General features: G+C 71.9%; 6 protein-coding genes. 5 read left to right on the top strand and 1 reads right to left on the bottom strand.

All coding sequences use genetic code 11. The annotated features are described in order from the left end of the window. Nucleotides 1-266: 266 nt before the first annotated feature. The 4 genes from ACOJUJ_RS00980 to ACOJUJ_RS00965 all read left to right on the top strand — a co-directional run bounded on the left by ACOJUJ_RS00980 (nt 267) and on the right by ACOJUJ_RS00965 (nt 4,683). The gene (locus ACOJUJ_RS00980; RefSeq protein WP_420124968.1) at nt 267-1,262 is read left to right on the top strand and encodes a hypothetical protein; all 996 of its coding nucleotides are present in this window, start codon (nt 267-269) and stop codon (nt 1,260-1,262) included. Nucleotides 1,263-1,327: 65 nt separating this feature from the next. Beyond that, on the top strand, nt 1,328-2,386 hold the full coding sequence (locus ACOJUJ_RS00975; protein ID WP_420124967.1) for a PLP-dependent cysteine synthase family protein: 1,059 nt from the start codon (nt 1,328-1,330) through the stop codon (nt 2,384-2,386). Between the two features lie 109 nt (nt 2,387-2,495). Beyond that, entirely contained in the window at nt 2,496-3,383 is an 888-nt protein-coding gene (locus ACOJUJ_RS00970; RefSeq protein ID WP_420124966.1) for a class I SAM-dependent methyltransferase, read from the top strand. An 82-nt stretch (nt 3,384-3,465) separates the two neighbouring features. After that, on the top strand, nt 3,466-4,683 hold the full coding sequence (locus ACOJUJ_RS00965; RefSeq protein ID WP_420124965.1) for a cytochrome P450: 1,218 nt from the start codon (nt 3,466-3,468) through the stop codon (nt 4,681-4,683). Nucleotides 4,684-4,827: 144 nt separating this feature from the next. Here the strand turns inward: ACOJUJ_RS00965 and ACOJUJ_RS00960 are convergent, their stop codons facing one another. Then, the gene (locus ACOJUJ_RS00960) at nt 4,828-5,040 is read right to left on the bottom strand and encodes a hypothetical protein (RefSeq protein WP_420124964.1); all 213 of its coding nucleotides are present in this window, start codon (nt 5,038-5,040) and stop codon (nt 4,828-4,830) included. 346 nt (nt 5,041-5,386) lie between these two features. Here ACOJUJ_RS00960 and ACOJUJ_RS00955 point away from each other — a divergent pair, with 346 nt between their 5' ends. Further along, the gene (locus ACOJUJ_RS00955) at nt 5,387-11,947 is read left to right on the top strand and encodes an amino acid adenylation domain-containing protein (protein ID WP_420124963.1); all 6,561 of its coding nucleotides are present in this window, start codon (nt 5,387-5,389) and stop codon (nt 11,945-11,947) included. The last annotated feature ends 92 nt before the right edge of the window (nt 11,948-12,039 follow it).

The following is a 12,039-nucleotide window of genomic DNA, read 5'->3' as shown; positions in this document are numbered from 1 at the left end:
CTCTGCTTCCTCTGCTCCCTCTGCGTGAGAACCTGCAGTGAGGGAATGCGGAGTAAATCTGCGGATGCGGCTTGAGGTGCCGTGCGGAAGCGCGGATCTGCACGTGGCGCAGGCATGCGACGGCACGAGGGCGGGGATGGGCGCGGAGTTCGATCCGTCCCGGACGGAACCGAGGGTGAGGATGCGGGCGCGTGGGGTGACGGTGGGATGGTCCGGCGCCCGCCGCGGGATGCCACAGACGTGAGGAAACCCCTTTGGCGACGGTCATGATACAGGAACCCGACGTTTTCGGGAGCATCGCCCAGCGCGAGCGCGCCGCGCCTGCCCGGGGGCTGTTTCCGCCCGGCGCGGAGCCGTGCCGCGTGGGGCGCGGCGAGGTGCACGCGCACCACGGCGAGATCGTCCAGGGGCTCTTCTATTCCTGCGATGGAACGCTGGAGCACGGGCTGGTGACGCTGCCGTGCAGTCTCTTCAACGCGCGCGCCCGCTTTCGCCCGCTGCGCGGAGGACCGCTGACGGTGGAGCCCGGCGACCGCTCCCGCGCCCGTTTGGCCGCGCGGCTCACGCTGGACGCACTGGGACGCACCGGGTGGGGCGGCTCGCTGCGCCTGGAGAGCGACGTTCCCCTGCGCTGGGGGTGCGGCTCGTCGACCACGGACGTACTGGCCACCATCCGCGCCGTGGCCGACGCGTTCGGTGTCGTGCTGGAGCCGGCGTGGATCGCGCGGCTTTCCGTGGCCTCCGAAACCGCGTCGGACTCGCTGATGTACGGGGTCGACCGTGCCGTGCTCTTTGCCCAGCGCCGCGGAAGCGTGCTGCTGGACCTGGGCGGACCCCTTCCCGCGGTGCGGGTGCTGGGCGTGAACACCGAGGGGGAGCGCGGGGTGGAGACGCTCGCCCTGACGCCCATGCCGTACTCCGCGTGGGAGGTGGAGGCCTTCCGGACCATCCTGGGGCTGCTGCGCCGGGCCGTGGAGGACCAGGATCCCGCGCTGCTGGGCCGGGTGGCGACCGCCAGCACCACCATCACCCAGCGCCACCGCCCCAAGCACTTCATGCCGCAGCTGCTGCGGATCGCGAAGGAGAGCGGCGCCCTGGGAGTGCAGGTGGCGCACAGCGGGACGGTGGCCGGGCTTCTTTTCGAGCCCGGAGCCGGCGCCGCGGAGCGCATGGAGCAGGCCCGCGCCGCGATCGACCTGCTGGGGCTGCAGAGCTGGGAGTTTTCCACCGACTTCGCCTCGCGGCGGGAGGGAGTTTCGTGAGCGGCACGCTGATCAACCCCCGGCACGGTGGATTCCATCGCGCTCCCGATGACGAAGGAGAGGTCGTGAGCGGTTCCGTGATCAACGCCAACGTGGTGGACGCGCTGGTGCTTCCCCGGCTGGTGTGGCTGCGGCCGAACCTGGTGGGGATGGTGTTCACCCTGTCCAAGCTGCTTCCCGCGCGCTACATCGTCCGTAAAGCGCGCGAGGAGGGCAAGCTGCGGCCGGGCGCCGTGATCGCCGAAACCAGCTCGGGGACGTTCGGGCTGTCGCTGGCGATGGTGGCGCGGCTGCACGGGCACCCGGTGGAGCTGGTGAGCGACCCCTCCATCGAGCCGCCGCTGCGGCGCCGGCTGGAAGACCTGGGGGCCACCGTCCACATCGTGAGCGACCCGGGCCCGTCCGGCGCCTTTCAGATCGCCCGGCTGGAGCTGCTGGAGCGGATCCTGGCGGACAATCCGGACGCGTTCTGCCCCCGCCAGTACACCAATCCTCAGAACCCGGCCAGCTTTGCCCCCTGCGCCGAGCATCTGGCCCGGGCGGCCGGTACCGTGGACTGCCTGGTGGGCCCGGTGGGCTCCGGCGGGTCGCTGTGCGGCACCGCGTCGGCGCTCCGTGGCTTTTCTCCCGGGCTGAGCGTGGTGGCGGTGGACACGCACCACAGCGTAATCTTTGGCCTTACCGAAGGCCGGCGCACGCTGCGCGGCCTGGGGAACAGCCTGGTGCCCCCCAACGTGGACCACGCGGCGGTGGACCTGGTGCACTGGGTGGGCGCCGCCCAGGCCTACCACGCCACCCGGCGGCTGCACGCGGAGCACGCGGTGTTCATGGGCCCCACCAGCGGCGCGGCGTTCCTGGTGGCCGACTGGCACGCCCGCACCCATCCCGACTCGCTGACCGCCGTCATCCTGCCGGACGAGGGCTACAGATACCAGGACACGGTCTACGACAACGCCTGGCTGGAGGAAAAGGGGCTGCGGCTGGACGCGCCCCCCGCGGGGCCGGTGGAGTGGGACCGCCCGCACGACGGCACCGAGCCGTGGGCGTACTATCGCTGGGGCCGCCGCACGTACGCCGAGGTGATGGGCGCGCCCCCCGAGCGCCTGGAGCTGGCGTCGCTCTGACGGCGCGCAGGGGCATGGATCCGCCCCGGCCGGCGCACGGCCGCGGCCGGCCATGGACCAGCCGCCTTTGTCGATTCGATCATTCACCGGGACGGGGAGGGAGTGCGCTGTGGATCAAACGGAGGCGACCGGCCGGGACGAGCGGCACACGCAGGGCACCGACCGCCCCGCGCCGCGCGCGGCCAGCGGCACCGCGTTCTTTGTCGCCGTGCTGCGGGCGGCACACCTCATCATCGACGGCCAGCCCCCCGTGCTGAACGACACGGTCGCCGCGCGGCTGCTGGGCGGCGAAACCCTGGCGCAGATCCGCGCACGCGCCGACGAGCTGCAGACGCCGCCCAACCGCGGCCTGCGCTCGCACGTGCTGTTGCGCAGCCGGTTCACCGAGGACACGCTGATGGACGCCGTCGCGGACGGCGTGGAGCAGTACGTTCTTCTGGGTGCGGGGCTCGACTCCTTTGCGTACCGCCAGCCCTCGTGGGCGCGCCGCCTCTCCATCATCGAGGTGGACCACCCGTCCAGCCAGGCGGGAAAGCGCGAGGTGCTTGCCGCGGCGGGGGTCGAGATCCCGCCCAACGTGCGCTTTGCCGACGTCGACTTTGAGCGCGAGACGCTGGCCCACGGCCTGGCGCGCACTGGCGTGGACACGTCGAAGCGCACGTTCTTCTCCTGGCTGGGGGTGACGATGTACCTCACCCGCGAGGCGATCGAGGCGACGCTTCGCACCGTGCTGTCGTTCCCCAGGGGGAGCGGGATCGTGTTTACGTACGCACACACGGACTCGCTGGCGTCGCAGCTCGCCCGGGGATCCGCGTCGGACGGCGAGCCGTGGGTGAGCTACTTTACGCCCGAGGAAGTGGAGGCGATGCTGCGATCACTCGGCTTTTCCGGCACCCGCTTTCTTTCGCGCGAAGAGGCCCAGCGGCGCTACTACGCGAACCGCACCGACGGGTTCGAGGCGCCGCCCCGCGTGTCGGTGGTCGCCGCGACGGTGTGACCACGGAGCGGGGGGCCGCGAGCTGTTGTGGGCCCCTCGTGCACATCCCCATCATCCGCCATTGGCCGGATTCAACGCGCGCATGTCCAGTCTCGACACTCCCGATCGCCCCACCATGGCCGCCATGCTGGGGGCCTACCAGGCTCCGCACGCGCTCTACGACCGTGCAAGAGCTGGGGACGGGGTCGCGTTCGACCCGGCCGGCAACTGCTGGCTGGTCACCGACCACCGGGCCGTTCGGAGCATTCTCGAGGACCGGCGGTTCACCTCGGACCTGCGCTTCGCGAGCGGGGGAAAGGCGCGGCCGGGCCGTCGGTTGTTCATCCAGGACGTGGTGGAGAAGCAGATCGTCCTGTCGGACGGGGCGGAGCAGCACGGCGCGCAGCGGGTGATCCTGCAGGAGTCGTCGCGCAAGATGCAGGAGCTGTCCGGCTGGATCCGGGAGCTTGCGGCCGGGCTGCTCGAGCCGCTGCGTCCCCGCGGCGCGTTTGACCTGGTGGGCGACTTTTCCCTGCCGTACGCGCTGCAAACGGTCTGCCGGGTGTTCGGCATCCCCGTGGACGACCCCGTGCGGGTGGCCGAGCTGGCGAGCTGGTCCTCGACCATGGCGGACCTTACCAGCGGCTACCTGAACATACGGATTCAGGAGATCACGCTCTTCGGCGAGTACTTCCGCAAGCTGGTCGCCGCGCGCAGAGCGTCGCCGTCCGACGACCTGGTCAGCTCGTTCCTGACCGCGGGAACCTTTGCCCAGGACGAGGACCTGGTCATCAACTGCATGGCGGCCTTCGCGGCCGGCAGGGTGACGTCGCAGAAGCTGATCGGAGACGGCGTTCCCATGCTGTTTGCGGAGTGGGCCACCTGGCGGCAGATGGTGGCGGAGACGCCAGGCGTGAGCCGGCGGCTTACGGAGGAGCTGCTGCGGATGATCACGCCCACCCGCTACGTGGGGCGGCACGCCATCGAAGACGTGGACCTTTCGGGCGAGTGGGGCGCCGGCCACGTGATCCGGGCGGGGCAGAGGGTCATCCTCTTCCTTGAGGCCGCCAACCGCGATCCCGCGCGCTTTCCCGACCCGCATGAGCTTAAGTGGGAGCGGCAGCCCAACCCGCACGTGGCGTTTGGCCACGGCCCGCATCGCTGCCCCGGGGCGAGCATCGCGCGCGCGGAGATCCAGATTGCCCTGGAGACGCTGCTGGCGACCTTCGAGACGCTGGGCCCCAATCCGTCCGCGCCGCCGGTATGGGACCCCAACCCCAACCTTGGCGGCTACCGGTCCTACCCGTGCCTGTGTAGCTGAAGCCAGGCTGTTCGCCAGCCCGGGCCGCGGCGCAGGCGGAGCCGGAGCCGCGGCGATCATCCACGACGGCGTGCCGGTCACCTGCTCGGAGGGGATCGGCGTTCCGGTGCTGGCGGGGGCCTCATCTGCGCTGGGAGCACGGCATCACGTGCCGCGGGTCACCCCGGGCGTGCCGTACGCGGCCTTGCTCGCTTCACCCGCGGAATTTGTTCGATTTGCCGCACCGTACGGATCCCGCTCCCCCGTAGCACGCGAACCATTCTCCCGCGCCATCCCGCCCGCGCCGCTGCCCAACTTTTCGCTTTTCTTCACTTTTGCCGAAATCGTCTGTTTCCCGTCAAGCTCCTTATCTGACATCAAGTCAGAACGTAACAAAGTGTTGCGCCAAATCTGACGGGAAGCGTTGACGCAAGTACAAGCCCCAGGTTATCATTTATTCCCTACATTTCTGGACACCACGCAGTTCAAGTCCTCCAGACCAAAGGCCGTGCCGCCGGAGGAAATGGGCCACCTCCATCGTGGGAGGCTGTCCCCCTCTCAAGGCAGGCCGATCAGCGAGTGGCGGCAATCACGTGAGCTGACAAGACAAGGATACTGCGGGGCACATGGGCCCCGCAGTTTTACGTCCCGGATGAGATTTTTTGCGGGAAACAGGCTTATGGACGTGCTTGCTGGTCGGACATCCTCCACATCCCCGGTGGCGGTGAGCGCGGTTGGGGCGGAGTTGCCGGTGGACGCCGACCTGCCGCGGCGGCGGGCGGAGTACTGGCGGGAGGTGCTGGCGGACGCGCCCGAGCCGCTGGAGGTGCCGGCGGACCGCCCGCGCCCCGCGCACGGGGACGACGCCGGAGCCCTCGTCCGCCTGGAGCTGGACGAGGAGCTTGTTACGGCCTTTAAGGCGCTCGAAATGCGCCACAGTGCGCACGTCTCCACGGTGCTGCTGGCGGCGTGGGCCGCGGTGCTGGGCCGGCTGTCGGGGCAGACGGACCTGGTGATCGGCACGTCCGTGGGCGGCGTGAACCCGCTGCCGGTGCGGATGGACCTGTCGGGCTCGCCCACGGCCGTGGAACTGGTCGAGCGGGTCGAGGCGCGGGTGCAGGGAGCGCTGCGGAACGGGGATCTTCCCCTCGCGCGACTGGTGGAGTTCGTGCAGCCGGGCGGCGCCGACGCTTCGGCCACGCCGCTGTTCCGCGCGGCGTTCGCGTGGCGGGATGTCTCCGCGCGCGCGACGACGGTGCGGGAGCCGCGCTCGACCTCCGGCGTTGACCTGTCGCTCGAACTCCGCAAGGAGGAGGACCGCATCGTGGGCGAGGTGGTCTTCGCGACGGCGCTGTTCGACCGCGAGACGGTGGAGCGCTACGCGGAGTACCTGCGCCGCGTCCTCGCGGGGATGGCGGCGGACGAGACGCGCCCGGTGGACCGGCTGCCGCTGCTGCCCGCCGACGAGCGCCGGCGTGTGACGGAGGAGTGGAACCGCACGGCGGCGCCGTATCCCGCGACGTTCATCCACGAGATGTTCGAGGCGCAGGCGGAGCGCACGCCGGACGCGGTGGCGGTGGTCTACGAAGACCGGCAGCTGACGTACGGGGAGCTGAACGGGCGCGTCAACCGGCTGGCGCACCACCTCCGCTCCCTCGACGTCGGTCCCGACGTGCGCGTGGGGATCTGCGTGGAGCGCGAGCCGGAGCTGGTCGTGGCGGTGCTGGGGGTGCTGAAGGCGGGAGGCGCGTACCTGCCGCTGGATCCGGGCTACCCGCGAGAGCGGCTGCTGGACATGGTGCAGGACTGCGCGCCGGTGGTGATGCTGACGCAGGATGCGCTGGCTGACCGGCTCGCCGGGCTGAATCTGCCCCTGCTCGCGCTGGATGAAGGCGCGGCGTGGTGGGCCGAACAGCCGGACACGGACCCGGAGCGTGCCGCGCTGACGCCGGAGCACCTGACGTACGTGATCTACACCTCCGGCTCCACCGGCCGGCCCAAGGGGGTGGAGATGACGCACGGGGGCGCGTCCAACCTGCTGCACTGGTACCTGGGCGCCACCGGGATGTCGGATCGCGACGCGGTGCTGGTCGTCACCTCGTTCAGCTTCCACCTTACGCAGCGCAACCTGATGGCCCCGCTGTTCGTGGGCGGGCAGGTGCACCTGGCGCGGGAGCCGTTCGAGCCGCACCGGATTGCGGCGCAGATCGTCGCGTCCGGCATCAGCATGATGAACGTCACGCCGACTGGCTTTCAGGCGCTGGTGGGGCATGCGATCGGCGGGCTGCGGATCGTGGTGTTCGGCGGAGAGCCGCTGTATCCGCGGCAGCTGGCCAGGGTGCCGGAGCCGCGTCCCGTGTTCCTGAACCCGTATGGATCTACCGAGGCCACCGGGATCACGACGCATCACTTTGCGCGGGTGGACCTGTCGAGCTACGGCAGCCGCGCCATGCCGCCGGGGCGCCCGATCGCCAACGCGCAGATCTACGTGCTGGACGGGGTGGGCGAGCCGGTGCCGGTGGGGGTGACGGGGGAGCTGTACCTGGGCGGTGCCGGGGTCACGCGCGGGTACCGGCGGCTCCCGGCGCAGACGGCGGAGCGCTACCTCCCCGATCCCTTCGCACCGACGCCCGGTGCGCGGATGTACCGCACGGGCGACCTGGGGCGGTGGCTGCCGGACGGAACGGTCGAGTTCATGGGCCGCGGCGACGCGCAGGTAAAGGTGCGCGGGTTCCGCATCGAGCTGGGCGAGATCGAGGCGCGGCTGGCGGAGCATGCCGCCGTGCACGAGGTGGTGGTGGTGGCGCGCGACGGGGAGATCGGCGACCCGCGGCTGGTGGCCTACTACACGGGTGACGAGACGCGCGCGGCGGCGCTGCGCGGCCACCTGGCGGAGCGGCTGCCGGAGTACATGGTGCCGGCCGCGTTCGTCCACATGGACGCGCTGCCGGTGAACCCCAACGGCAAGCTGGACCGCAAGGCGCTGCCGGCGCCGGAGTTCGCGTCGGACGAGGAGGCGTACGTGGCGCCGCGCACCGCCGTGGAGGAGGTGCTGGCGGGGATCTGGGCCGAGGTGCTGGGCGTCGCGCGGCTGGGCGTGGAGGCGAGCTTCTTCGAGCTGGGCGGGCACTCGCTGCTGGCCACGCGGGTGGTGTCGCGGGTGCGTGAGGTGTTTGCCGTGGAGCTGCCGCTGCGGGCGTTCTTCGAGGGGCCCACGGTGGCGGAGCTGACCGTGCGCGTGGAGGAGATGCGCCGCGCGGGGATGGCGGTGCTGCCGCCCGTGGTGCCCACCGAGCGCACGCAGGCGCCGCCGCTGTCGTTCGCGCAGCAGCGGCTGTGGTTCCTGGAGCAGATGGGGAACCTGGGCGGCACCTACCACATCCCCATGCGCCTGCGGCTGCGGGGCGGCCTGGACCGCGGCGCGCTGGCGCGGTCGCTGGACCGCATCGTGGCCCGTCACGAGGCGCTGCGCACCTCGTTTCCCACGGTGGACGGCGAGCCCGTCCAGCGCATCGCGCCGGCCGCGGAGAGCGCGTTCCGTCTGGTGGAGCACGATCTTCAGGCCGCGCCGGAGGCGGAGGACGAGCTGCACCGCCTGGTATCGGACGAGGCGGGCGCGCCGTTCGACCTGGCGCAGGGGCCGCTGATCCGCGGGCGGCTGGTGCGCATGGCGGCGGACGACCACGTGCTGCTGCTGACGATGCACCACATCGTCAGCGACGGCTGGTCGATGGGCGTGCTGCACCGCGAGCTGGGCGCGCTGTACGCCGCCTTTGCGCGCGGCCAGGCGGATCCGCTGCCGCCGCTGCCGGTGCAGTACGCCGACTACGCCGCGTGGCACCGGCGCCTGGTGGAGGGCGAAGTCCTGCGGCGGCAGGCGGAGTACTGGCGTGAGACGCTGGCCGGCGCGCCGGAGCTGCTGGAGCTGCCGACGGACCACCCGCGCCCGGCCAAGCAGGACTTTGCCGGCGCCTCGGTGAACGTGGAGCTGGACGAGGCGCTGGCTGCCGCGCTCAGGACGCTGGGGCAGCGGCACGGCACCACGCTGTTCATGACGCTGCTGGCCGGGTGGGCCGCCGTCCTGGCCCGGCTGTCGGGCCAGGACGAGGTCGTGGTGGGCACCCCCACCGCCAACCGCGGGCGGAGCGAGATCGAGGGGCTGATCGGCTTCTTTGTCAACACGCTGGCGCTGCGCGTGGATCTGTCGGGCTCGCCCAGCGTGGCGGAGCTGCTGGGGCGGGTCAAGGAGCGGGCGCTCGCGGCGCAGCACCACCAGGACATCCCCTTCGAGCAGGTGGTGGAGCACGTTCACCCCGTGCGCAGCCTGGCGCACACCCCTGTGTTCCAGGTGATGTTCGGCTGGCAGAACGCGCCGGGGGGTAGCCTGGCGATGCCGGGGCTGGCACTGGGCCCGCTGGACCCGGCGGGCTCCGGCGGCTCGCCGTTTCCCGCCAGCGCAAAGACCGACCTGTCGTTGACGCTGTGGGAGGAGGGCGGGCGGATCGCGGGGGTGGTGGAGTACGCCACCGCGCTCTTCGACCGCGCCACCGTCCAGCGGCACGTGGGCTACCTGCGGCGGGTGCTGGAGCAGATGGCCGCGGACGACGCCGCTCCGGTGGACCGGCTGAAGCTGCTCTCCGCGGCCGAACGGCACACGGTGGTGGAGGCGTGGAACGCCACCGGCGCCGCGTTCCCGGCCGACGCGTGCATCCACGAGCTGTTCGAAGCCCAGGTGGAGCGGACGCCCGGCGCGGTGGCGGTGACGTTCGAGCGGGAGCGCCTTACCTACGCGGAGCTGAACGCGCAGGCCAACCGGCTGGCGCACCACCTCCGCGCGCTGGGGGTGGGGCCGGAGGTGCGGGTGGCGGTGTGCGTCAAGCGGGGGATGGAAACGGTGGTCGCGCTGCTGGCCGTGCTGAAGGCCGGCGGCGGCTACGTGCCGCTGGACCCCATGAATCCGGAGGACCGCCTGCGCTACGCGCTGGCCGACAGCGCGCCCGCCGCGCTGCTGACGGGAGGGCCGCTCGTCGCCCGCTTCGCCGACGCCGGGATGCGGATCGTGAACGTGGACGCGCCCGCCGCGTGGGACGCGTATCCCGCCTCCAACCCCGATCGGGCCCGGTCCGGGGTGCGGCCGGAGCACCTGGCGTACGTCATCTACACCTCCGGGTCCACCGGACGGCCCAAGGGCGTGCTGGTGCGGCACGGGTCGCTGGTCAGCCTGCTGGCCGTCACCCGCGCCGCGTTTGGCGTGGGCCCCGGCGACGTGATGCCGGCGCTGGCGTCGAGCGCCTTCGACATCTCCCTGTTCGAGCTCCTTCTCCCGCTCGTCGCGGGCGCGGAGCTGCGCCTGGTGCTGCTGCAGCGGGTGATGGACGCCCGCGCGCTCATGAGCGAGATCGCGGACGTCACGCTGCTGCACGCCGTCCCCGCGCTGATGCGCGAGATCGCGGAGGTCGAGCGCCGGGCGCCGCGCCTGGCCCGCCTTCGCGGCACCTTCGTGGGCGGTGACCAGGTTCCCGCCGACCTGCTGGCGGAGATGAGCGCCGCCTTTCCGGCCGCGCGGACGCACATCCTGTACGGCCCCACGGAGGCCACGATCCTGGCCTCCGCCCACGCGGTGCCGGCGGACGGCGCGGTCGCCGGGCACCCGATCGGCCGGCCGCTGGGCAACGTGCGCCTGTACGTCTGCGACCCGCTGGGCCAGCCGCAGCCGGTGGGTGTCGCCGGCGAGCTGCTGATCGGCGGCGCGGGCGTGGCGCGCGGCTACCTGGGCCGCCCCGCGCTTACCGCCGAGCGGTTTGTCCCCGATCCGTTCTCCACCGCGCCCGGCGCGCGGCTGTACCGCACCGGCGACCGGGTGCGATGGAAGGAAAGCGGCGTCCTGGACTTTCTGGGGCGCACCGACTTTCAGGTCAAGATCCGCGGCTTTCGCATCGAGCTGGGCGAGATCGAGGCGCGGCTGCGCGAGCACCCGGCGGTGCGCCAGGCGGCGGTGCTGGCGCGGGAGGACGTTCCGGGGCGAAAGCGGCTGGTGGCGTACGTGGTGGGCGAGGCCCCGGCCGACGCGCTGAAGGCGCACCTGGAGGCCCGTCTGCCCGGTTACATGGTGCCGGGTGTGTACGTGCGGCTGGAAACCCTTCCGCTCACCAGCAACGGCAAGCTGGACCGCCGGGCGCTCCCGGTGCCCGACGCCGCGGCGTTCGCGCGCCGCGGCCTGGAGCCGCCGCGCAACATGACGGAGCACGTGCTGGCGGAGATCTGGGCCGAGGTGCTGGGGGTTGAGCTGGTGGGCCGGCGCGACCACTTCTTTGACCTGGGCGGCCACTCGCTGCTCGCCGTCCGCGTGATCGCCCGGGTGCGCGAGGCGCTGAACCCGGCCGCCACGGTGGACGAGGTGTTCGCGTACCCGACGCTCTACCAGCTGGCGGCGCGGCTGGAGCGGAGCGGCGAGTGGCTGGGCGCCACCCGCGCCATCCCGGTCCGTGAGACCGGCTCCGAGCGCCCGCTGTTCCTGGTGCACGACGTACTGGGGTTCGTGTTTTACGCGCAGGTCCTTCGCCCGCACCTGGACCCGGAGATCCCCGTCTACGCCCTGCCGGGGCCGCTCAACGATCCGGACGAGCTCCACTCGCTGGACGACCTGGTGACCCGGCTGGTGCGGATGATCACGGAGGTGCAGCCGGAGGGGCCGTATCGCGTGGCCGGGTGGTCCGCGGGCGGGGCGTTCGCCTACGCGGTGGCGGAACGGCTGATCAGCACGGGGCGGGAGGTGGAGTTCGTGGGGCTGCTGGACACCGTCTACCCGCGCCCGCTGGCGGGGCCGGACTCGCCGGTGATGCGGCAGCACCGGGTGCTGGGGGTGCTGGCCTGGGCCACCGGCGAGATGCGGCCGACGCCCGAGGCGATCATGGCGCTCCGGGTCGATGCCGACGGGCTGGACATGGCGGGCTTCATCGCCGAGTGCAAGGCGCGGGCGCTCCTTCCCCAGTCGGTCACCGTGGCGCAGGCCGAAGAGGCGGACAGCCGGCTCGTTCTCCTGGAGCGCAGCTACGTGGACAACGTTCCCGGGCCGCTCCCGGTTCCCGTCCACCTGTTCAGCAGCGACGATGCCGAGGCGGAGGGCGACCTGCGCCGCGGCTGGGCAGACCTGCCGGGTGGCGCTCCGTTCCGGGTGGTGCGCGTTCCCGGCAACCACAACACGATGTGGACGAAGGGGAACGTGGAGATCGTGGGGGCGGCGATCTCCCGCGCGGTCCGTGCGTCCGCGGCGGCGGGGAACTGAGGCGCGGGTGGGGCCCGCGCCTCACCCATCACGTGAGCTGGAAAGACAAGGGATCCCGCGGGGCACCTGGGCCCCGCGGTTTTACGTCCCGG

It is taken from the genome of Longimicrobium sp., assembly GCF_048594345.1.
GTDB lineage: Bacteria > Gemmatimonadota > Gemmatimonadetes > Longimicrobiales > Longimicrobiaceae > Longimicrobium.
This window is presented reverse-complemented; position numbering and strand designations above follow the sequence as displayed.